The sequence below is a fragment of the Pseudomonas sp. GT1P32 genome, assembly GCF_054897805.1.
Genome location: NZ_CM142704.1, coordinates 824,171 through 846,078, shown reverse-complemented (window position 1 = coordinate 846,078; position 21,908 = coordinate 824,171). Strand labels below are relative to the sequence as shown.

Here is a 21,908-nt window from a genome sequence, read left to right as displayed (position 1 = left end):
GGCTCGCCTCTACTTGCGCACTTTGATGGAGAACAACCCTTGAGGGCGCAACATCAGGATTAGGATCACCCCGGACAGGGTCAGCACCTTGGCCATCGAGCCACTGAGGAAAAACTCCGAGATCGATTGGGTCTGGGCAATGACGAACGCCGAAGCAATGGTGCCGAACAGGCTTTGTGCGCCGCCGAAGACCACCACCAGGAAGGTGTCGACGATGTACTGCGAACCGGCGGTGGGCCCGGTGGAGCCGATGGTGGTAAAGGCCGCGCCGGCCACTCCCGCGACACCGCAACCGAGGGCAAAGGTCATGCGGTCGACCTTGCGCGTATTAATCCCCACGGCGCGGCTCATCAACCGGTTCTGCACCGTGGCTCGCACTTGCAGGCCCCAGCGCGAGCGGTAAAGCAGGACAAAAATGGCCCCGGTGAGCAGCAGAGTCAGGGCCATCATGAACAGGCCATTGCGCGGGATCTCAATGGACTCGGTGAAGCTGAACGAGCCCATCAGCCACTCCGGCGGCGTAGCGCTGACTTCACGGGCGCCGAACACCGAGCGGAAGGTCTGCTGCATCACCAGGGACAGACCCCAGGTCGCCAGCAGCGTGTCCAGCGGCCGCTTATAGAGCCGACTGATCATCGCCCACTCCACCAACCAGCCAATGGCTCCGGCCACCAGAAACGACAGAGCGATGGCTATGAAAAAATAATAGGGTTGAAACCACGGGGCGAAATGGCTCGTCAGGCTTGAACAGACATAGGTGGTATAGGCGCCGATCGTGAGGAACTCGCCGTGGGCCATGTTAATGACCCCCATCTGGCCGAAAATGATCGCCAGCCCCAATGCCATCAACAGCAGCACGCAGAACACGGACAAGCCGTTGAACCCCTGCATCGCCGCGATGGCACCAAATTCCGATAGCCATTCCATGATGATGGACTCCTGCTTGGAGGGAGGATGTGGAAAACCGCTGCGGACCCATCGTCAGCAAGCCGGCTCCTACAGGGGGCGGCTTGCCGGGGCTGGGCCGAGGGTTACTGGTAACCCTTGGGGAACGGATTCGGCTCGATCAGATCAGACTCGTAGACCACTTTGAACTGGCCATCGGGCAGCACTTCACCGATGCGGGTCTTGCTCCACAGGTGATGGTTTTCATGCACTTTTACGTAGCCTTCAGGTGCGGTTTTCAGCTCGATGCCCGGCGAGGCTGCAACCACTTTGTCGACATCGAAGCTGCCGGCTTTTTCCACCGCAGCCTTCCACAGCCATGGGCCCAGATAGGCGGCCTGGGTCACGTCGCCGATCACCGAATCCTTGCCGTACTTGGCCTTAAAGGCGTCGACGAAGGCTTTGTTGTTGGGGTTATTCAGGCTCTGGAAGTACTTCATCGAGGCGTAGAAGCCGGCCATGTTCTCGCCGCCGATGCCCAGCAGTTCGTCTTCGGTCACCGACAGGGTGAGCAACGTCTGCTTGGCCGAATTGACTCCCGCCGCATTGAGTTGCTTGTAGAAGGCCACGTTGGAGCCACCCACCACTGCGGCAAACACCACGTCAGGTTTCTTCAGCTTGACCTTGTTGATCAGCGAACCGAACTGGGTGTTGCCCAAGGGGTAGTAGTCTTCGCCGACCACGGTGCCGTGCAGCACGTTTTCAATGTGCTTGCGCGCGATCTTCATCGAGGTGCGTGGCCAGATGTAATCCGAACCCACCAGGTAGAAGGTCTTGGCGCCCTTGGTCTTGGCGATCCAGTCGAGGCTGGCGAGAATTTGCTGGGTGGCTTCCTGGCCGGTGTAGATCACGTTCTTCGACTGCTCCAGCCCTTCATAGAAAGTCGGGTAGTAGAGCAGGCCATTTTCCTTCTCGAAAATCGGTAGCACGGCCTTGCGCGAGGCCGAGGTCCAGCAGCCAAACACCGTGGCCACCTTGTCGTTGACCAGGAGCTTCTTGGCCTTCTCGGCGAAGGTCGGCCAGTCGGAGGCGCCGTCTTCCTGAATGACCTTGATCTGCCGCCCGAGGATGCCGCCTGAAGCGTTGATCTGCTCGATGGCCAGGCGTTCAGCCTGGATCGAGCCGGTCTCGGAAATCGCCATGGTGCCGGTGGCAGAGTGCAACTGGCCGACCGTGACTTCAGTGGCGGTCACCGCCAGGCCGGTGCTATTGGCCTCGTCCGCCCATACACCCTGGCTGAACACACTGGCAGCCAGTAACGACAGGGCCGCCGCCCCCAGCGCCAGGCGGCGCGGCAACAGGCCTTTAGTCCGGATCAATCGTGGTTCCATGCTGCTACTCCTCTGCGGTGACGCTGGCGGTACGCCTTGGGGCGGCCGGCAACGGTGGTGGCATCAGCATGGCGGCGCGTATCCACGAGGGGTATACGCAGCCTGACGTAAGCCCATACGTCATTTGACGTAGGGAAAAATGCACCAAGGCGGCGCAGGCTGTCGCTCCAGGCCCCGCCTGACTGGCACTGTGCGAGCGCGCGCAGGCAACAGCTAGCGCAGTAAGGCGGCGCGGCGCGGGGCATGAAAATTGCTCGGTTATCCGCCACTGGTACACCCGCCAGGCATGGAGCGCCTTGACCCCAGGAGTCTTTCATCGTGCTTCCACCCGGCACCCAGCGCATCGCCAAGATCCGTCGCGACTACAACAGCTGGGTCGCCGACGAGACCATGGAGGACTACGCCCTGCGCTTTACCCCGAAGTCCTTTCGCAAGTGGTCGGAACTGCGCATCGCCAACACCGCCCTGGGCGCGGTGTCGTTCCTGGCCCTGGAGGCGATTGGCGGGGTGCTGGCCCTGAGCTACGGCTTCACCAACACCTTCTGGGCGATCCTCGCCGTGAGCCTGGTCATCTTCCTCACCGGCCTGCCCGTCAGCTACTACGCAGCCCGCTACGGCGTCGATATGGACCTGTTGACCCGCGGTGCCGGCTTCGGCTACATCGGCTCGACCATCACCTCGCTGATCTACGCCAGCTTCACCTTTCTGTTCTTCGCCCTGGAAGCAGCGATCATGGCCTTGGCCCTGGAGCTGTACTTCCATATCCCATTGGCCTTTGCCTATGTGATCTGCTCTCTGCTGGTGATCCCCCTGGTGGCCTATGGGGTGACCCTGATCAGCCGCCTGCAACTCTGGACCCAGCCGTTGTGGCTGGTGCTGCTGGTGCTGCCCTATCTGTTTGTGCTGCTGAAAAACCCCGAGGCCTTCAGCGACTGGACCAGCTTCCAGGGCCGTGATGCCGGCGGCGGCGACTTCAATCTGCTGGCGTTTTGCGCGGCCTGTACCGTGGCCCTGTCCCTGGTGACGCAGATCGGCGAACAGGTCGACTACCTGCGCTTCCTGCCGGAAAAAACCGCGGCCAACCGCAAGCGCTGGTGGGCCGCCCTGCTCTGCGCCGGCCCCGGTTGGATCCTGCCCGGCGCCCTGAAAATGTTCGCTGGCGCTTTCCTGGCGTTTCTCGCCCTGCAACACGAGATCCCCATCGAGCGCGCTACGGAACCGACCCAGATGTACCTGGTGGCCTTCGGTTATGTGTTCGCCTCGCCGGAATGGGCCCTGGCGGCCATGGTGCTGTTCGTCTTCGTCTCGCAGATGAAGATCAACCTGACCAACGCCTACGCCGGCTCCCTGGCTTGGTCGAACTTTTTCGCCCGGGTCACCCACAGTCACCCCGGCCGCGTGGTTTGGCTGGTGTTCAATGTGGCCATTGCCCTGATGCTGATGGAGCTGGGGGTATTCGACGTCATCGACCAGGTGCTCGGTCTCTACGCCAACATCGCCATCGCCTGGATCGGCTCGGTGGTCGCCGACCTGGTGATCAACAAACCCCTGGGGTTGTCACCGAAACACATCGAGTTCAAGCGCGCTCACCTCTACGACATCAACCCGGTGGGCGTCGGCTCCATGCTGATTGCCTCGCTGCTGTCGGTCCTCGCCCACTTCGGTCTATTTGGTGCGCTGGCCCAGGCCGCTCCGCCCTTCGTCGCCCTCGGCACCTCGCTGGTCATGACCCCGCTGCTGGCCTGGGCCACCCGCAGCCGCTATTACATCGCCCGCACCAGCGATCCGCTACTGCTGCAACCGGTGGCGCCGAGCACGCAGATCACCTGCGGCCTGTGCAGCAACCCGTTCGAAACCGCCGACATGGCTTTCTGTCCGGCCTACAGCACGCCCATCTGCTCACTTTGCTGTTCGCTGGACGCGCGTTGCGGCGATCGCTGCAAACCCCACGGGCGTCTGTCGGCGCAGTTCGAAGCGCTGTTGCACTGGTTGCTGCCCAATGCCACGGTGCCACGCCTGCACACCCGGTTAGTGCATTACCTGGGCCTGCTGCTCGTGCTGATCCTGATGCTCAGCGGCGCTCTGGCGCTGATCTACGGCCAGGCCTCTCAGGGGCTTCCCCACTCGCCGCAAGCCCAGGCGACGCTGTACCAGGCGTTTTTCAAAGCCTTCCTGACGCTTTCGGTACTGGCCGCCATCCTCGCATGGTGGGTGGTCCTGACGCGGGAAAGCCGCCGCGTGGCCCAGGAAGAATCGGACCGCCAGACCCTGCTGCTGATGCAGGAAATCGAAGCCCACCGCTTGACCGACCAGGCCCTGCAAGATGCCAAGGAGGCTTCCGAGGCGGCCAACGCGGCCAAGAGTCGCTACGTCACCGGACTGTCCCACGAACTGCGTACGCCGTTGAACAGCATCCTCGGTTTTACCCAAATCCTGCAGCGCGACGCGGCCATGCCGGAGCAGCATCAGGATGCCTTGGCGACCATCCTGCGCAGCGGCTCGCACCTGCTGTCGCTGATCGACGGCCTGCTCGACGTGGCCAAGATCGAGGCCGGCAAACTGCGCCTGGAGCCGACGGAAATCCCCTTCCCGGAACTGATCCACGATCTGGAGCTGATGTTCACCCCACAAGCTCGCGACAAAGGACTGCGCTTTCGCCTGGAGTTGGTCGGCAAGATGCCGGCGGTGGTGCGCGGCGACGAAAAGCGCGTCCGGCAGATCCTAATCAACCTGTTGGGCAATGCGGTCAACTTCACCGACAGCGGCGAGGTCTGCCTGCAGGTCAGTTACATGCGCGAGACGGCAACCTTCGACATCATCGACACGGGTATCGGCATCGACCCCGAGCACATCGAGCGAATCTTCCAGCCTTTCGAACGCGGTGATCTGATGCGCCAGGACAAGGGCGTTGGCCTGGGCCTGACCATTACCCGCATGCTCACCTCGCTGATGGGCGGCGAGTTGCAGGTCAAGAGTCAGCAGGACAAGGGCACCTGTTTTCAGGTGCGGCTGTTTCTCTCGCAAGTACGGGTGCCGCAAGCGGTGATCCATGTCGAACACGACATCATCGGTTACCAGGGGCCGCGGCGTCTGGTGCTGGTGGTGGATGACCATGTGGACCATCGCAAGGTCATCAGCGGCATGCTCAAGCCCCTGGGCTTTGAAGTGGTCCAGGCCAGCAACGGCCAGGAAGCGATTCGCCAGGTCGCCCTGCTGGGGCCGGACCTGATCCTCATGGACCTGTCGATGCCGACCATGGATGGCTGGGAAACCAGCCGGCTAATCCGCCGCAATGCGTTGTCCACGGCACCGATCATCGTGATCTCGGCCAATGCCTTCAACGACGAGCGCGAGCGCAGCCTGGCAAGTGCTTGCAACGACTACCTGGCCAAGCCGGTACGCACCCCGGAGCTGCTGGAAAGGATCCAGAAGCAGCTCGACCTGCAATGGTTACGCCGCGAAAAACCGGTCCCTGCGACACTCCCCGAACCAGGGATATTGCCCTCACGCCCTGATCTCATCGCCCTCGGCGAACTCAGCGCCATCGGCTATGTACGTGGCCTGCACGAAAAACTCGACGCCATTCAGGCCGAGACGCCAGCCACCGCCCCGTTCATCAGTTCGCTACGCAAGCAGCTGAAAAATTTTCGCTTGGACGAAATCAATCGCGCCCTCAAGGAGGCAGAAGATGAATGCACTGACCACAGTCGCTGAACCCGGTGTCGTGCTGATTGTGGACGACGCCCCGGACAACCTCGCCATGCTTTCCGACGCCCTCAACGATGCCGGCTACATGGTGCTGGTGGCCCTCGACGGGCTCAGCGCCCTGAACCGCATAGAACGCAGGCGTCCGGACCTGATCCTGCTAGATGCGATGATGCCAGGCCTGGACGGCTTCGAGACCTGCCGGCGGATCAAGACGCAACCGGCCACCGCCGATATTCCGGTGCTGTTCATGACCGCGCTGACGGAAAGCAGGCATGTGGTCCAGGGCTTTGAAGTGGGTGGCAGCGACTACGTGACCAAGCCGATCCAGACCGACGAAGTGCTGGCCCGGGTCGCCGCGCACCTGCGCACCTCGCGCATCCTGCTGTCGGCCCGCGCTGCGTCACAACCAACCGCTCCGAGCCTGGACGACGAGCCAGCGCACAAGGTACTGTCGGCACGCTTCCAGCTCACTGGTCGTGAAGTCGAAGTGCTGCGCTGGGTGGCCTGCGGCAAGACCAACCGCGACATCGGCACCATTCTTGATCTGAGTCCGCGCACTGTGAACAAACATCTGGAACATGTGTATGTGAAGTTAGGTGTAGAAACGCGCACAGCAGCGACCTCCGTGGCCTTGTCGGCCATGACCGATTCTCGCAACAGTGCTTCAAGGTAAGCCACGATAACCAGATGTATTGTTGGATGAGCACTAGGGCCGTTTCGTCCATGACAGAACCTGGTGGATGAAGCAGGAACGTTAGAAACTGCTCTGGATTTTCACCCCAGCCACCCAGGCATTGTCGACGTCGCTGACACCACCCGGATTGCGCACGTACTGGATGTTAGGTCGGATGACCAACCATTTGGTTACGTGCATGCCTTAATACAACTCAGCGTCAAACTCGTAGCCCTGCACAGGCTGATAGGCGGGATTGTCATAGTCCGTTTGGCCGTTGGCCTGGTTGACCGCTTTCTGATTGTTGCGATAACGCGAGTTGGTACTGACGCGCGCCACGCCAAACCCGACGTCGTCTTGGGGACGGGCATCGAACAAGCCTTTATAGGTGAGCCCGGCCTGAATAAAGTGCCCGGCCTGGCTGGTTTCCTTGTCCTGCACCGTTACGTTTGCGAACAGCGACAAACCGCGCAGGGGATCACCATCATGAGCGGTGACCTGCTGTTGGGCAACCAACTAGTAACCGTATTTGCTATCGCGTGAAACCGGTTCGATGCCGATATCACCGGGCTCTTCTCGGTTTTCTACTTCGTTGGCATCGGCCTTACTGAAATAGGCGCCGACCCGATATTCGCCTGGGAGCGAGTTCAAGGTCGGGGCCCAAAGCAACTCCACCGGCATGATCAGACCTTTACCACTCATGTTCAGTTTGAAGCCGTGGGCGATCCTTGCAATTAACTCTTCAGAGAAATGATAGTCAGGGTTCGCGGAGGCGTTTTTTCACACACTGGGCCGAAAGCCGCCACCCAAGCTAGTGTATCCCGGCAGCTTATCCGTCCGGCCAAGTCATCTACCCAGCCCCGCAAAGCCGAGACATGGGGCCCACTTCAAAATTGAGGTGGACACCATCGCCTTTCGCACCGGGGTCAGGAAGGTGTGTTGGCCGGATGGATACCAGCATTCCTCTTGTGCGGTACCTTGTCAGTGCCCGCTCTCTATGCTTTTTTGCTGATACCGCAGGTTTCTCAGGCCGCAGACCATCCCGACAGTTTCGCCAGGACGGTGACCGGTGGGGACGACGCTGGTGTTGTGCATCCAGCCACGCTGGATGAACTGAAAAAAGCACTATGTGCGGCGTATGACAAAAAGGGTAATTGCACGGATGACACGCCGCGTGCCATTGCTCTGGACCATACCTTCGGCTTTCGTGGCTCGATTGTTTCAAATGGCAACGCCCAAATCACGGAAGCCGGTTGCATGGCCAATGCCTGCCCACACGGCGGTGGGCAATGGGCGATGAACGGCGCTAACGGCTTCTGCCAATAGAAACCGACTGCCACGGTGACCTATGACAAGGCCGGGTTGCAACAACACAGTGTTCGAAGTCAGTATTCCCGCTACCGCTTTGCATCCGAGCACTCACTGGAGATCGAGGTTGCATCCGGTAAAGCGGGCATAGTCTTTCTAAGCCCCGACTTTGGGTTTGATAGCGTGCAGTGGGTGCAAAAATAATCCCCCCTATTCGAACAGGAGCGCGACACGCCTCGCTCAGTCCGAGGCTTGCCTGCGCCGCGTTTCGCTGGGGCTCTCGCCGAACATCTTGCGATAGCCGCTGGAAAATTCACCCAGGTGATTAAATTGAAACCGGAAGGCCAGGTCCGTGACTTTTTCTTCCGGACGCACCCCTCCAAGCAAGGCTTCACGTATCGCAAAGAAACGCTGCTCTCTGAGCCATTGCATCGGTCCCATGCCCAGTTCTTTCTGGAACCAAGATTGAATGGTGCGCGCCGGTACGCCAACGGCGACGCAGAGTTGCGCAATATTGAGCGGTTCCTCGATATGGGCGGATAGGATGGCCTGGACTTTCTTCAGGTCGCGAGAGTTGCCTGCTCTACCTCGATGGACGGATTGAACGATGTGAGAGTGAGGCTGGTTGATCAGCAATGCCAACATCAGCATTTCACACAAACGCTGCGGCATATTCGGTGTTGTCCGTAAGTCATAGCCACCGTTGACGCACTGCACCACCGACGCAAGCACTGGAGCCAGGGCACGCCACGCCTGACTGCCAGCAGGAATCAGCCCGGCGAAGACCAGGGATTGGTCCGAATGCTCGCCAGTCAGCGAGCCCCAGTTGCTCTCAAGCATGCCTCGTTGAAATTGAAGCACCACCTGATCGTAGCCCGCTGTAGTGGAGAAGTGGAACCGCTGTGCCCCTCCCACTACGCCAATATCACCCGGTTTGAGAGAAATAAGTGCATCACCATGGCGAAACTCGGCGCTGCCATGAGTCGGTATGCACAGTAAATAATAGTCGTCGAGATAACCCGGATCCACTTGAACAGGCGCCTGCCAATTCAGTCGGCTGAGCGTCAGATGGCCGATACTGACCTGCTCCAGAATAGCCCGCAAATGTGCACTTTTGTCGAGCACCCTTAACTCGTGCGGACTGAAAGCTTGCCCTGTTAGGTAACGCGCCTGTTCGTAGTCACTCGTATCGAAAAGACGTCCGCTGGCGAAATCAACGCCAGCGAAAAGACTGCTCGCCCATCGGGTTACAGACATCACGTGGTCTCCACAAAGTGAATCATTGCACGCCGTTCATAGCCCTCAAGATATTCCCTCTTACAAGGTTGCGTATAACCGTAGGCGCTTGCGCCATTCCGATTGAGCGCGCCGGTTTTGCATCGGAAACTCCTCATGCAACCGCAATCCCAAAAAATAACAAAGGCTTGCAGCATGATACCCAGAACCGCTGATCCACGCTCCTTGAGACTTCCTTGCGCAGGGCCTGTTGTCGGCTCAATGCTGGGCCCCGCTGTGCATGCCTGGAAGGGCATCCGTTATGCACAACCGCCTGTGGGGCCCCTTCGCTGGCGCGCTCCCCAGCCGCTGCAGCCTTGGAGCGAAACACTCGAAGCGCTGCAGTATGGCAAACTCGCCCCGCAATATGCCGGACTGCTCGCACCCGTCAATAAAAAACACTACGGTCAGGTTATCGGTGATGAAGATTGCCTGACCCTGAATATCTTCGCCCCCGCCTGGAGTATCGATCAGGTTCCCCAAACGGCCCATCAACGGCCGGTAATGGTGTGGCTTCACGGCGGCGGTAATGCAGTGGGCACTCCATCCTCCTACGACGTGTTAAAAAATTACGCCGAGCACGACGACCTGATTGTGGTTTCTATAAGTCATCGTTTAGGGGTTCTAGGCTGGTTTTGTCATCCTGCGTTGCATGAAGCAGACAGTGCCACTGACGAAGAACGCTCGGGCAATTTCGCCACGCTCGACCTGATCGCGGCGCTGAGGTGGATACGCTCCAATATTGGTGCCTTTGGAGGAAACCCAGAAAACGTGACGATTTTTGGCGAGTCCGCCGGCGCACAGAACGTCTTGGCATTGCTGGCCAGTCCGCTGGCCGCTGGGCTCTTCCACAAGGCGATCGCACAATCGCCGGTTACTGAAACCGTATCTGTCGAAGAGGCCGTGAGTACCCATCTATCGCCTTATACCCCCACGGGACATTCGGCGATGGCGGTCACGCGCAAACTGCTGGAGAAATTCGGTGAAGCATCTACTACAAATGACGCGCCGACCACGACCGTAGAGTTTCTTCGCTCGCTAACCCCCCGCGAATTACTGTCGGTATTCACGCCAGGCACCGCCGGAATCTATATGGCGCCGCGCCATATCAGGGATGGGGTCGTCTTGCCCAAGCAGCCATTGTGCGAGGTCTTTTCCAGCGGCGACTGGAACAAAGTGCCGTTGATCATCGGCAGCAACCGTGACGAATACCGAACCTTCCTGGCTGACAAACCTGAACACAGCCGATTACTGTTTGGCCAAATACCGATCCTGCGAGATCGAAAGGCGTATCTTGAAACAACGAACTACTTTTCGCGGGCATGGCGCGCAGCGCATGTGGATGCCGTAGTTGATGCAATGGTCGCGGGTGGCCACCGTGACATATGGAGCTATCGATTCGATTGGGATGACGCCCCGGCCATCGCCTTCATCCGCCCGGACCTGCTTTTAGGTGCGGCCCATGCCATGGAGATGGCATTTGCTTTCCGGGATTTTTCCGGCGAATTTGATATTTTCGGCGTCAACTCTTTCAGAAATAAAAAAGGTCGATACGAGCTTTATCAGGCGATGGGCGATGCTTGGACGTCTTTCGCCGCGCAAGGCACGCCTGTTATCAGCAATGGCCCAGTCTGGCGTCAGCACGACAATCAGGAGCCAGTCCCAGCCTCGATGGTATTCGACACGACCAAAGGCGGTGGTATTCGGATGATAACGGTCCGAGAGAGCATGGACACGTTGAAAAAACAACTTTTGGACACTGCCTCGATTAAGTCCTACCTTCGTTGTGCGATTTATGCGCGCCTCTTTCTTTGGTCGCCACTCTTTAGACACTGGGGTAGCCAAATCGAATTTGATGAACTTTGCCAACAATGGAAATGCCACGCTACTGCCGCTGACTTCCGGCCTCATCTGGAAATATAAGCCTCTCGTTCCTCCCGCAAACAACACCCAACAATAAAAAACAGTGGATTGCTTATGAACTTTGAAAAGTGCTTCTCGCTATCATCGGCGTACCGGGCTTGTATGCTGGCTTGCTCCCTTGTTGCAAATAGTCAGGCGAATGCCGATGAAACGAAGTGGTGGATGCATATGGGGCCGGGTTTTGTCTCGTTCGACGAGTCGCTGACATTAAAGATGGCCGGCCATGAAATCCCAGGTGCTGAAGTGAATATTTCAGGCGCCACCGCAGCGATATTCGAACTAGGCTATCGATTCGCACCGTCCTGGTCTGCCTCGTTTACTTTCGGCACACCACCGACGAGCAATATCAACGCCCAAGGCGCCGTCAAACCAGCGGGAGAGTTGGGTAAAGTACAATACGCCCCTGCAGTTTTTGCCGTTCAACGCTGGTTCGATGGGCCAGGTACAATAAGGCCCTATATTGGCGCTGGAGCAGTCTACTTCAAGATACTCAGCAGCAAAGACGGTGCCATAGATAACCTGGAAATTAAGGATGGATGGGGGTCGGCCTTACAAGCCGGGTTCGAAGTGCCCATCCAAGACAGCTTTTCTTTTTTCTTTGATGTGAAAAAAACCTTTATCCGCACCAGCACTCAGGGAACATTGACTGCGGCAGGCAATGCTCCGATTACTGCGAATGTTAGAATGGACCCGCTGGTTATCCACACAGGGATTTCACTGGCATTTTAAACCAGCAAAAAATACCAGTCAGGCGACTGACTGGTATTTAGCTGCAAACTCTACATGTAAATTAACGACTAGCAAAGTACATCGTAACTTCAAAGCCAATACGCAAATCAATATAACTAGGCTTGACCCACATAGCTTTCACCCTCTGATTTAAAAAATTATTAGGACTGGGCACTTCTAAGATCGTTATCGATTTATTACACCTCCTTAACGGACAAGGCACACTCAGGTTTTAAACTGCCCAACCAAGCTCTCTTGGTGATGAGCAAATGCTGCCAGATCACGACTTTCGGCAAAAGATCGCTCAGCTTCTGCAGCCACTTCTGAACACACCCGAGCTATTTGAGTAAGCCTATGACTGAGTTCCTCGGCAACAGCACCCTGCTCCTCCGAAGCACCCGCCACTTGAGTGTTCATAGCACGGATGATCGAAACCTCTTGGGAAATTGAGAGCAGGGTGTCCCGTGATTGCTCCGCCCGCGCCACACTTGCCAATCCCTTGGACTGACTACGACTCATGCCCTGCGTAATCGCTTGGGTCCCTTGCCGTAAACGCTCGGTCACCTGGTTGACCTGCTCGGTGGCCACCTGAGATTTTTGTGCCAATTGCCTGACCTCATCGGCGACCACCGCGAATCCTCGCCCCTGTTCACCGGCCCGCGCCGCCTCGATGGCTGCATTCAGCGCGAGCAGGTTAGTTTGCTGCGAAATCGCACGGATCAAACTCAGCATCGTATCGATGTCCCGGCTGTAGCCTGACAACAGTTCGACGGACGCTTGGGCCTCGGTCAGTTCGTCGGCCAACTGACGGGCCGATTCGACACTGGCTTGCGCCACGCTGATACCCGACTGGATAGCCGAGTCCGCAGTTGTTGCAGCATCCGAGGCACGCTGAGTGTTGAGAGCCATCTCTTGTGATGAAGACGACATTTCGGTGATGGCCGTGGCAACTTGCTCGATTTCCCGCAATTGTTGACGCATTCCATCTCGGGTTCGATCAGCTGCCGTCAGGACACGCGCGGAGGCGAAATTAATCTGATCACTGCAATCGACGATCCCGTTCACCAGCTCCCGTAGCTTGCCCAAGAACACATTAAAGCCCCGAGCGATCGCTCCCAGCTCATCATGGCGCTCCTCGCCCAAACGGAGGGTCAAGTCACCTTGCCCCAAACCAAGGTCCCTGAGGACCTTCACCATCGATCTCATTGGCCTGGCGATACCGTGCCCCACCCTGCCGATCAGCAACAGGCCAATAAATGAAACCAGTGCAGCGATCAACAATGCTTGAAGAAGCGTCGTCTGGTTATCGGCATTAAATTCGCTCGAAAGTGCCCTCATATCGGCGAACACGATGTCAGCCGGTATCCGGATCATCATCGTCCATTGATTGCCTTGCGAACCGGGTGAGAACGGCAGAAACAGTTCAACCCGATTTTCATGTTCATCAACCGCAAACGTGAAAGGTTGGTCCGGGCGTGACAGGCGATCCTGCTCTGAGTTATCAAGCAGCGCGTCGCTGGTCTTATTCAACTGCCCAGGATCACGGCTATATGCGATCACGCGGCCATTGCCGCCGAACAAGGCCACCTCCGCTTTGCCATCGTAAAGATTGGCTGCCGTTTTACGGGCCAATTCCTGAATGAATCCAATGTCCGGATCTGCTCCAACCACTCCGCGAAACTGCCCATCCACGATGATCGGTGCGGATACCGAAACTAGCAGGACCGTCTTGTCCTTCACAGGGTAAGCAATGGGGTCCAGCACACACAGTTGACCGCGCTCCTTCGGGCATAAGTAAAAGTCGCCCTTACGTACTCCCTCGGGCGCCAGCTCAAGGCTCTCCATCCCGGCCAAATGAGTCAACTCAGGCTGTCCCGCTGAGTTGCGTATCCAGACCGGCAAGAAGCGCTCCGATGTGCCATCCAGGCCCTTAGGCTCCCAACCGATAAACGTAGCGATGAGGCCGGGATTATGGACGAGCAGAAGGCGTAATAACTCGGTGAGTGCCGACCGCACGGTCGACTCATCAGAGCCGAACGCAGTATTAACCTCAATCAATTGCTGGGTGACGTTAACCGCAACCCCCAGCTCATGACGGATCAATGCCACCTGCTCCCCGGCCTGAGCCAATAACTGAATACGCAATTTTTCGCGGAGTACCTGCCCTACACGGTCATCGATGGCCTGTTGGCTGCGATGATTGGCATAGAGCAGATAGGCCAGCAACGATGCGATCGAAGCGATGATGACCAGGCCCGCCAGCCATAAAATCGTACGCTGAATGGAACTTGATTTCATGATACTTACGCCAGTAAGGCGGACGATCCAGACTGGATCCCTGACATCGTCCATGCTCTAAAAACCGTCATAAAGACAGATAAATGCTGTGGTGCCGGTTCCGATGCTCAGTAAATGTAGGCAACGCGAAACTGCACCGAGTTATCGGTCATCGGTCCAGAGCGCACGGTGACATCACGCCAGTACTGCCCCATCACCTGCCACTGCTTGCCGAGCATAGTCGTAGCCGAAAAGCCGAGCGTGCCGTTGTCATGGCTGGTCTGCAGCGTCTGACCGTCGAGCGTTTCTCTTGAGCCCCAGTTGTGGCGATAAGATAACGCCACGGATGTTTGCGGGGTGAAGTTGTACCGCAGATGATTATGTAACTGGATCAATGGATCGCGATGAGCCCCCGTGTCGCGCTGTTCTTGATAAAACTCGGTTTCACCGATGACATCCCAGGTCCAATGTTCATCGAAACCGTGCACATAACCCACCTGGAAATCCGCGGCCCAGCGGTTGTTGCTCAAGGCAAAACCCTCGTTTTTGTCGGCGCCTGTGGGGGCGGTGATAAACATGGACCAGCCCAGGTGCCGATTGCGCACCATGTCCGCCAGGGTCCAGAGCGTGGCGCCGAAGGTAACGTCACCAATACCGCTGTTTTTCTGTCCTGTAGCGCCCAGATCCTGATGCCCATAGGGAATGATGAGTTGCGGGTCCCAGATATAACCCGTGTCAAAAAACTCCGTAAAGTGCACCAGACGCAGCACCTCCACGGTCAGGTCCAAGTCGAGATTGTTCGCCACGCGCTGGCCACCGCTATAGGCCTTGTCTATGCGCGGATTTTGTTGATAAAGCAGAGCAAGGTCGGTGCCTGCCGGCAAGGCTGCGTAATCCCCTGAGTCGGGCTTGATGTCAGCGAAGGCATGCGTGGCTGTGATTACCAAGGTTACCGCGCACAGCCATACACCGCGCTTGTTCGATAGAAGCGATTTCATGAGTCCACCTGATTATTGTTGTTGGAACGGATTCAGACACGACAGTCGTCACCGCGCCCGTGAAACGCCCGGGCGCAGTGAGTGTTTGTCAGTGCGCGGTGGCCGCCTCAGTGACGGCTCGCAGGTCCAGGCTGCGCTTGATGATGTACTGGTGAATCAGCTCCATTTGCTGCATATCCAATACACCGGCGAAGCTGGGCATTCCCTTGTTCATGAAGGCACCGCTGACGATACCGACAAAGGCCAGGTGCTTTTCAGGCGTGAGGTAGCGCAAGTCCGGAATCACACCGCCGCTGGCCGCGTTCAGACCATGGCAGGCACCGCACATGCCGTTGAACAGCGTCCGGCCCTGCTTGACCTCGTCAGCCGATGCCGTCAGTTTGGCGGCCTCGGGCGGCATCACCGGCGCCAGGCGTGGAGGCGGTAATGAGGCGCTGGCGCCCAGTTTGAAGACCAGGACGCGTGACTCAGGCCGCACCTTGCCCTTATCCGTCAGCGGACCGGCAATCAACGGCATGACACCTCCCCACCCAGCCATAAAGGCGACGTATTGCTCGCCTTTGACTTCATAGGTGATAGGCCCACCCAGCACACCCGAGTTGGCGCGATGCTCCCATAGCAACTGCCCTTTATCGGCGCTATAGGCCACCACTCGCCCGTCGGAAGTGCCTTGGAATACCAGATTGCCCGCCGTACTTAAGGTGCCACCGTTACCCGACTCCACATAATCCTGGGTCCAGGCAGCCTTTTGCTTGACCGGGTCCCAGGCGATCAAGTGCCCGCGCCAGGCACTGCGGATCTGATTCAGAATTTTCGGATCTTCCGGCAAGTCGGGCACATCGAGACCAAAATTGACCACCGACCGGGTGGGGAGAAACAGCGGTTCAGCGGCGGCCTTCAGCTCAGCCATCGTGTCCTGGGCCGGTATATAGACGTAGCCCGTTGCCGGGTTGAACGACATGGGATGCCAGCTGTGGCCCCCCAGAAAACTCGGCTGCACCACTTTGGGTTCTTTGGAGTAGTCCGCCTGGGCAGTGAGGATCGGGCGACCCGATTTCGGGTCCAGGCCACTGGCCCAATTGACCTGAACGAAATTATTGCCCGAGATGAACTGCCCATTGGTACGGTCAATCACGTAGAAAAAACCGTTCTTCGGTGCCTGCATCAATACTTTGCGCAGTTTCCCGTCGATCTTGATGTCAGCCAGGATGATCTGTTGAGTGGCAGTGAAATCCCAGCGGTCGCCGGGCGTGACCTGGAAGTGCCAGACATACTCACCTGTTTCCGGCCGCAACGCGACAATGGAGGACAGGTAGAGATTGTCGCCCTCGCCCTCGCTTCGGAACTGGTAGTTCCATGGGGAACCATTACCCGTGCCCACGTAAAGCAGATCGAGGTCTGCATCGTAGGACATTGAGTCCCATACGGTGCCTCCACCGCCCCACTTGACCCAGCCATTACCCTTCCAGGTTTTCATGGCCCTGGCCATCGCGTCATTCTCCGGTGGCAAGGCCGGATCACCTGGCACGGTGTAGAAGCGCCAGATCTGCTTTCCGGTCTCTGCGTCATACGCCGAGATGTAACCGCGCACACCAAATTCGGCTCCGCCATTGCCAATTAGTACCTTGCCTTTGACGATGCGGGGCGCACCAGTAATGGTGTAGCTCTTGCTCGGATCGGCGATGGTATCCACGCTCCACACCGGTTTTCCCGTGGCCGCATCCAGAGCAATCAGGCGTCCGTCGAAGCTGCCCACATAGACCTTACCCTTCCACACGGCTACCCCGCGGTTAACCACGTCGCAACATCCCTGGCTCAGTTTTTCCATTGGGATCTTCGGATCGTATTTCCAAAGCGGTTGGCCGGTCGCGGCGTCAAAGGCGTAGACAATGCTGAACGCCCCGGTGGTATACATCACGCCGTCAACAACGATGGGCGTGGCTTCCGTTCCACGGTCGATGTCGAGTTTCTGCGTCCAGGCAAGACCTAGACTGGAGACATTTTTATCGTTCACCTGGATCAACGGACTGAAGCGCTGCTCATCGTAAGTGCGTCCGTGAGCCATCCAGTTCTGCTTATCCTGGCCGGCGTTGAGCATTCGGTGTTCGTCGACATCGGCTGGCATCGAAGCACCAAAGGCGAGCGACGTCAGACTTAAAACGGCAAGCGGCATCAGCAATATCAAGCGTTTCATTATTTTTGTAATCCCAGTGAGGCTGGTCAGACAGCGGGCGTCGATTCAGAAGGACAATGCAGGCTCAATGTCGAATGCAGACAGACTTGGATTCGGTGTAGGCGTCGAGCCAGTCAACGCCAAAATCCCGACCGGTGCCCGACTGTTTGAAACCGCCGAATGGCAGGTTGGCATCAATCAACGTGTGGCTATTGACCCACACCGTTCCAGCTTCGATACGCGGTACAAGGTCCATGGCTGACTTGAGGTTGGTGGTCCACAGGCTCGCAGTGAGCCCGTAGTCACTATCGTTGGCTTGGATAATGGCCTCCTGCGCGTTTGCGACCCGGGTCAGGGTCACGACCGGGCCGAACACTTCATTGCGAGTCAACAACAAGCCGGGATCCGGATTGATGACTAACGAAGGACTCACGTAATAGCCGTCTCCAGCCGGTACCGACTTGCCGCTGATAATTTCGGCGTGCTTATCCTGGGCGTCGACCAGATAAGCCTGTACGGATTGTTGATGCGCCCTGGAAGCAACAGGATTGATCTGAGCCGTCATGTCCATGCCCGGCCCGAGGCTCAAGCCTTTAACAGCCTGTTCGAAGTCTGCCGCCAAGCGATCGAACAACGGCGCTTCAATGTAGATCCGCGAACTGGCAGCGCACACCTGCCCCTGATTCAGGAAACTGCCCATCATTAGCCCTTCGATGACCTGTTGCGGGTCGGCGTCCGCCAACACAATCGATGGGTTTTTCCCACCCAGTTCCAGTGACAGGCGAGTCAAACGATCCGCCGCAGAGCGGGCGATGTGCTTGCCTGTCACAGTCGAGCCCGTGAAGCTGATTTTGGAAACCAACGGGTGCGTCGTTAGCGTGCCGCCACACACAGCCCCTCTGCCAGTCACCAGGTTGAACACGCCGTCCGGCACGCCGGCTTCGGTCGCCAGTTCAGCCATTCTCATCAGCGTCAGCGGTGTCAGCTCCGAAGGTTTGACCACGATTGAGCAACCCGCCGCCAATGCCGGCATCACTTTCCACATGCCAATCATCAGCGGAAAGTTCCAAGGCACGATGCCAGCAACGACACCGATGGGCTCTTTGCGGGTATAAGCGGTGTAGCGCGCACCTTCTGGAATTGGAATCGACACATCCAGCGTACGACCACAAATCTTGGTACTCAGGCCTGCGGTATAGCGCATCCAGTTCAAGGTGCTTCCGACTTCAAAGGCCCGGGCAATATTGATCGATTTGCCCTGTTCCAGCGTTTCCAGTTGCGCCAGTTCTTCGGCATGTTGTTCGAGCAGGTCGGCATAGCGCAGCAATACACGCTCGCGTTCAGCTGGTAGGCGACGCGACCAGACTCCCGAGAGGAATGCTTTATGCGCCGAGAGTACTGCACGCTCCACATCCTGCTGATTGGCATCGACTGTTGAAGCGATCTGAAGACCGGTTGCGGGGTCGTATATCGGCAAGGTATCGCGGGACTGGGCATCGACCCAGCCACCATTGATATACAAGCCGTGGGTTCGCTTAAGGAAAGCGATGACACTGTCGAGTGTCACGACTTTGTTGCTGCGATTCATGATCCTGGCCTCACACTGATGATTTGAGTAACTGCGCGACGCTAACCTGATCACGACAAGCCAGAGGCCGCGACGCTTACAGCAGAGCCTAAATCAGCCATCACCGAGGGGATTTTTTCTTTGTGCCAGACTCATTTCTATCCCTGCCAATCTGGCTCGCATCCGCGTAATCGATAACGCATAAACACAAAAAAGGAGACCTGTAGAAGGCCTCCTTTTTTACTGCTGCGCGATTCAGCTCTTTGCTTCATCCGACGTGTCTCTTGCGATATTCCCCGGGCGAAATCCCGAAACGCGACTTGAACGCCGTGCAGAAGTGGCTGGAATCTGAAAACCCCCAGGAATAACCCAGCGCCGAGAGTTTTTGTTCCGTTTTCGATTGGCGCAGGGATTCAGCACACAAATCCAGGCGGCGACTCTTGATGTATCGGGCCACCACCAAGCCTCGCTTGGCAAACATCCGGTAAAGACCGCGCATCGACACACCGACCTCGCTCGCCAGCCATTCAGGGCATAGCTCTTGTGATCGGATATGGTCGTCAATAAAAACAAGCGCCTTACGAAAGAGGCGCTCATGCAGATCTGTTTCATCACAGGCTTGGCTGATTACCGGACGTAGCAGACTGACAATGGCGTCCAGGGTCGCGTCGCTCTCCTGCGCACTCAATTTCTGGCGAGTGGCATCCAGTATCAAGTGGTGAGAAAGCATCGCGATGGGTGATGTCGCGGCAATCCGGTGACCGCACTTGACCTGGTTGAAGCGCAGGGTCCGCTCAACCAGCGGATACGGCAGAATCAACGACAACTGCCGGGAGCTCTCACTGTAGGTGAAGTCGCTGGGGCGTGAAGCGTCAATCAACGTGATGTCACCGGCTGACAATAAAACCCGATTGGCGCCTTGGGCCATACCGGCAGTGCCGTCGAGCTGGAATACCGCAAAGTATTTACCCCCTTCGCCAGCGGCGACTTCCAACGGCGTCCGATACAGCCGAGCTTGGCAGGCATCGACAAAACTGAGTTTCAGCGCTCCGCTTTGGTATTCCCGGATCTGGCCGGAAAACTCAGCGCCCAAGGTTTGTGCGTTGAAGGCGCCGCAGATCTGATTGATCTGATGGATCCACTGATCAAACCCATCACGGCGACGTGCAGTTGTAGAAATCATGTCAGGCCTCACGCAGGCTTATTTTTATTATTTACGCCAATCCACGATAAATCGGGATGCTTCGGATCTCCTGAACAGCAACTCTCCCTGAACGATGGCGGGCTATTTAAGTCCGCCAAAACGCCGATAAAAACTTTCGCCGACATCCGGTAACGGGCCATCGGCAGTTTCCAGTGCTCTGTTTAGCCATTCCTCAGCCTTGGCGAAGATCAACCGGTAAATGTTGCGGCACAACTGTCGTGCGGCGCGGCCTTCCCAGTCGCCGGGCAACAACTCGTCCGGTAACTGCGGGTCGCGCAACAGCAATTTGCGATATTCATGAATAAGCAGAACCCGCGCCAGGAAGCAGTCGGACGGCTGCAGGTTCTCTTGCTCGCGAAGTGCTTGCCAGAGCGGCCGGAACAACTGAATGAACTCGCTGTAATGGGTCGCCAGTTCTTCAATACTCCAACTTTCCCGCACCTGCATTCGCAGCGCCTTGGACGCCAGCACGTCCTGGGCGGTGGTTTCGAAGACGATGGTCTCTTCCTGGGCGCCGAGATCCAGCAACGTGGCATTAACGTCGGCACGGTCGCTGCGGGGGCAGGCCAGCACCACCGGCGAGATCGCACCAAAACCTTGCCACTCAAGCTCTTCGCGCACTTGTTTGCGCTTGTCCTGAGTCAACTGCGAGAGCATCACCAGGCACCAGGAACCGTCCCAGGCCGGCACTGTGGAGCTGTAGACCCGTTTGAAGGCCTTGTCGAAACGACGTCGACCGGCACCGGTCAGACTGTAGTAGCTACGGCGACCGACTTTTTCGGCGGTGAGCCAGCCTTCTTTGGTCAGGCGAAAAATCGAGGTACGGATCAGCCGTTCGTTGATACCGATCGGCTCGAGCAACTGGATCAGACTGCCGAGCCAGACTGTCCCGCCGTGGGGTTCGATTGCATCCCCGTAAAGGGTGATGATCAGCGAGCTGGCGCGGATCGGCGTCTGCTCCTGAAAGCGCGTGATAAGAGAATTCAACGGAGCAAGGGACGACATGGGCGTACCGGACAGGAAAAAAGGCTGAAATATACCCGGCGACCGGGCCTCATGACCATCGTGCTGTTGCACAGCATGCTCATAGTGCCGCCGCCCCCTTGGGCCGCAAACCGCTATCGCTGATTCGCGGGCGATCGGGTTCCGGTTCGCTCAGCGGCTCGCAGACTTGCATCTGCTCAAGGCAACGCTTGGCCAATTGCTGATACTCACGGGTGCCCGCCTGTTTCCACGACACTTCTTCATCGCTGAGGGTGCGTTTGACGCTGGCCGGTGCGCCCATCACCAGGGACTGCTCGGGGCATTCGAAGCCGGCCTTGACGAAGGCCGCCGCCGAGACGAATGAGCGAGGACCAATCCGCGCGTTGTCCATCACCACGGCATTCATGCCCACCAGCGCATCGGCGCCAATCCGGCAACCGTGCAACACCGCACCATGACCAATATGGCCGTTGCGTTCGACCACCGTGTCACTGTCCGGGAAGCCGTGCATCACGCAGGTGTCCTGCAGATTGGCGCCATCCTCCAGCACGATCCGGCCAAAGTCCCCACGCAGACTGGCCAGCGGCCCAACGTAACAATGCGGGCCGACAATCACGTCGCCGATCAGCACGGCTGAAGGATGAACGTAAGCACTGGGGTCAACCACCGGGGTCAGGCCATCGAGGCTATAGCAAGTCATAGAACATTCCTTAAAGCGCAAAGCGATGCCAATGTAGCCTCATTTTGTATCACATCACTTTGCAAGCACAAAGAACAAAAAACCGTATCACTTATAAAACCCAGCTCAACGCC

Annotated in this window: 16 protein-coding genes and 2 pseudogenes; 5 read left to right on the top strand and 13 right to left on the bottom strand. The window is 57.7% G+C overall.

The genetic code is table 11. The features are described from left to right. Positions 1–9 precede the first annotated feature (9 nt). Positions 10–927 carry an urea ABC transporter permease subunit UrtB gene (urtB, locus tag ACYZUC_RS03970; RefSeq protein ID WP_461993737.1) on the bottom strand — a complete coding sequence of 306 codons (918 nt, stop codon included), beginning with the start codon at positions 925–927 and terminating at the stop codon, positions 10–12. A gap of 104 nt (positions 928–1,031) precedes the next feature. Then, on the bottom strand, positions 1,032–2,276 hold the full coding sequence (gene urtA / locus ACYZUC_RS03965; protein WP_461993736.1) for an urea ABC transporter substrate-binding protein: 1,245 nt from the start codon (positions 2,274–2,276) through the stop codon (positions 1,032–1,034). Between the two features lie 318 nt (positions 2,277–2,594). Here urtA and ACYZUC_RS03960 point away from each other — a divergent pair, with 318 nt between their 5' ends. Together ACYZUC_RS03960 and ACYZUC_RS03955 are read left to right on the top strand one after the other, a co-directional pair. Beyond that, the gene (locus ACYZUC_RS03960; RefSeq protein ID WP_461993734.1) at positions 2,595–5,990 is read left to right on the top strand and encodes an ATP-binding protein; all 3,396 of its coding nucleotides are present in this window, start codon (positions 2,595–2,597) and stop codon (positions 5,988–5,990) included. Then, positions 5,965–6,657 carry a response regulator gene (locus ACYZUC_RS03955; RefSeq protein WP_461993732.1) on the top strand — a complete coding sequence of 231 codons (693 nt, stop codon included), beginning with the start codon at positions 5,965–5,967 and terminating at the stop codon, positions 6,655–6,657. Before ACYZUC_RS03960 ends, ACYZUC_RS03955 begins: the two co-directional genes overlap by 26 nt. Before the next feature lie 81 nt (positions 6,658–6,738). Here ACYZUC_RS03955 and ACYZUC_RS03950 read toward each other — a convergent pair. Beyond that, positions 6,739–7,383 (bottom strand): annotated as a pseudogene (locus ACYZUC_RS03950) (carbohydrate porin). 258 nt (positions 7,384–7,641) lie between these two features. Here ACYZUC_RS03950 and ACYZUC_RS03945 point away from each other — a divergent pair. Beyond that, complete coding sequence (locus ACYZUC_RS03945) at positions 7,642–7,983, top strand: hypothetical protein (protein WP_461993730.1); 342 nt, start codon at positions 7,642–7,644, stop codon at positions 7,981–7,983. A gap of 222 nt (positions 7,984–8,205) precedes the next feature. Here ACYZUC_RS03945 and ACYZUC_RS03940 read toward each other — a convergent pair whose 3' ends face one another. Continuing rightward, positions 8,206–9,222, bottom strand: a complete 1,017-nt coding sequence (locus ACYZUC_RS03940) for an AraC family transcriptional regulator (RefSeq protein WP_461993729.1) — start codon at positions 9,220–9,222, stop codon at positions 8,206–8,208. Positions 9,223–9,357: 135 nt separating this feature from the next. Here ACYZUC_RS03940 and ACYZUC_RS03935 point away from each other — a divergent pair, with 135 nt between their 5' ends. Both ACYZUC_RS03935 and ACYZUC_RS03930 read left to right on the top strand, forming a co-directional pair. After that, positions 9,358–11,163 (top strand): carboxylesterase/lipase family protein, encoded by a 1,806-nt coding sequence (locus ACYZUC_RS03935; protein ID WP_461993727.1) that lies wholly within the window; start codon positions 9,358–9,360, stop codon positions 11,161–11,163. A 54-nt stretch (positions 11,164–11,217) separates the two neighbouring features. Next, positions 11,218–11,892, top strand: a complete 675-nt coding sequence (locus ACYZUC_RS03930; protein ID WP_461993725.1) for an OmpW/AlkL family protein — start codon at positions 11,218–11,220, stop codon at positions 11,890–11,892. Between the two features lie 61 nt (positions 11,893–11,953). On the opposite strand, the gene pqqA is transcribed toward ACYZUC_RS03930, so the two are convergent. From pqqA to paaY, 9 genes and pseudogenes are all read right to left on the bottom strand, one after another. Then, positions 11,954–12,025 carry a pyrroloquinoline quinone precursor peptide PqqA gene (pqqA, locus tag ACYZUC_RS03925; RefSeq protein ID WP_461996816.1) on the bottom strand — a complete coding sequence of 24 codons (72 nt, stop codon included), beginning with the start codon at positions 12,023–12,025 and terminating at the stop codon, positions 11,954–11,956. Between the two features lie 92 nt (positions 12,026–12,117). Next, positions 12,118–12,873 (bottom strand): methyl-accepting chemotaxis protein, encoded by a 756-nt coding sequence (locus ACYZUC_RS03920; RefSeq protein WP_461996815.1) that lies wholly within the window; start codon positions 12,871–12,873, stop codon positions 12,118–12,120. A 99-nt stretch (positions 12,874–12,972) separates the two neighbouring features. After that, a pseudogene (locus tag ACYZUC_RS03915) lies at positions 12,973–13,230 on the bottom strand (HAMP domain-containing protein); the annotation flags it as partial. Between the two features lie 1,067 nt (positions 13,231–14,297). Then, positions 14,298–15,167: a transporter gene (locus ACYZUC_RS03910; RefSeq protein ID WP_461993723.1), complete on the bottom strand. Its 870-nt coding sequence runs from the start codon at positions 15,165–15,167 to the stop codon at positions 14,298–14,300. A gap of 88 nt (positions 15,168–15,255) precedes the next feature. Beyond that, positions 15,256–17,361 (bottom strand): PQQ-dependent dehydrogenase, methanol/ethanol family, encoded by a 2,106-nt coding sequence (locus ACYZUC_RS03905; protein WP_461993721.1) that lies wholly within the window; start codon positions 17,359–17,361, stop codon positions 15,256–15,258. A gap of 64 nt (positions 17,362–17,425) precedes the next feature. Further along, on the bottom strand, positions 17,426–18,928 hold the full coding sequence (locus ACYZUC_RS03900; protein ID WP_461993718.1) for an aldehyde dehydrogenase family protein: 1,503 nt from the start codon (positions 18,926–18,928) through the stop codon (positions 17,426–17,428). Between the two features lie 247 nt (positions 18,929–19,175). Further along, positions 19,176–20,090: a transcriptional regulator FeaR gene (feaR, locus tag ACYZUC_RS03895; protein WP_461993717.1), complete on the bottom strand. Its 915-nt coding sequence runs from the start codon at positions 20,088–20,090 to the stop codon at positions 19,176–19,178. A gap of 102 nt (positions 20,091–20,192) precedes the next feature. Then, complete coding sequence (gene paaX / locus ACYZUC_RS03890; RefSeq protein WP_461993715.1) at positions 20,193–21,116, bottom strand: phenylacetic acid degradation operon negative regulatory protein PaaX; 924 nt, start codon at positions 21,114–21,116, stop codon at positions 20,193–20,195. A 79-nt stretch (positions 21,117–21,195) separates the two neighbouring features. Then, positions 21,196–21,795 (bottom strand): phenylacetic acid degradation protein PaaY, encoded by a 600-nt coding sequence (gene paaY / locus ACYZUC_RS03885; RefSeq protein ID WP_461993713.1) that lies wholly within the window; start codon positions 21,793–21,795, stop codon positions 21,196–21,198. Positions 21,796–21,908: the final 113 nt, after the last annotated feature.

Excerpts from the sequence above, each read along its gene's own strand:
- urtB (WP_461993737.1), bottom strand. The coding sequence starts at position 927 with ATGGAATGGCTATCGGAATTTGGTGCCATCGCGGCGATGCAGGGGTTC.
- urtA (WP_461993736.1), bottom strand. The coding sequence starts at position 2,276 with ATGGAACCACGATTGATCCGGACTAAAGGCCTGTTGCCGCGCCGCCTG.
- ACYZUC_RS03955 (WP_461993732.1), top strand. The coding sequence starts at position 5,965 with ATGAATGCACTGACCACAGTCGCTGAACCCGGTGTCGTGCTGATTGTG.
- ACYZUC_RS03940 (WP_461993729.1), bottom strand. The coding sequence starts at position 9,222 with ATGTCTGTAACCCGATGGGCGAGCAGTCTTTTCGCTGGCGTTGATTTC.
- ACYZUC_RS03935 (WP_461993727.1), top strand. The coding sequence starts at position 9,358 with ATGCAACCGCAATCCCAAAAAATAACAAAGGCTTGCAGCATGATACCC.
- ACYZUC_RS03930 (WP_461993725.1), top strand. The coding sequence starts at position 11,218 with ATGAACTTTGAAAAGTGCTTCTCGCTATCATCGGCGTACCGGGCTTGT.
- ACYZUC_RS03920 (WP_461996815.1), bottom strand. The coding sequence starts at position 12,873 with ATGCGTCAACAATTGCGGGAAATCGAGCAAGTTGCCACGGCCATCACC.
- ACYZUC_RS03910 (WP_461993723.1), bottom strand. The coding sequence starts at position 15,167 with ATGAAATCGCTTCTATCGAACAAGCGCGGTGTATGGCTGTGCGCGGTA.
- ACYZUC_RS03905 (WP_461993721.1), bottom strand. The coding sequence starts at position 17,361 with ATGAAACGCTTGATATTGCTGATGCCGCTTGCCGTTTTAAGTCTGACG.
- ACYZUC_RS03900 (WP_461993718.1), bottom strand. The coding sequence starts at position 18,928 with ATGAATCGCAGCAACAAAGTCGTGACACTCGACAGTGTCATCGCTTTC.
- feaR (WP_461993717.1), bottom strand. The coding sequence starts at position 20,090 with ATGATTTCTACAACTGCACGTCGCCGTGATGGGTTTGATCAGTGGATC.
- paaX (WP_461993715.1), bottom strand. The coding sequence starts at position 21,116 with ATGTCGTCCCTTGCTCCGTTGAATTCTCTTATCACGCGCTTTCAGGAG.
- paaY (WP_461993713.1), bottom strand. The coding sequence starts at position 21,795 with ATGACTTGCTATAGCCTCGATGGCCTGACCCCGGTGGTTGACCCCAGT.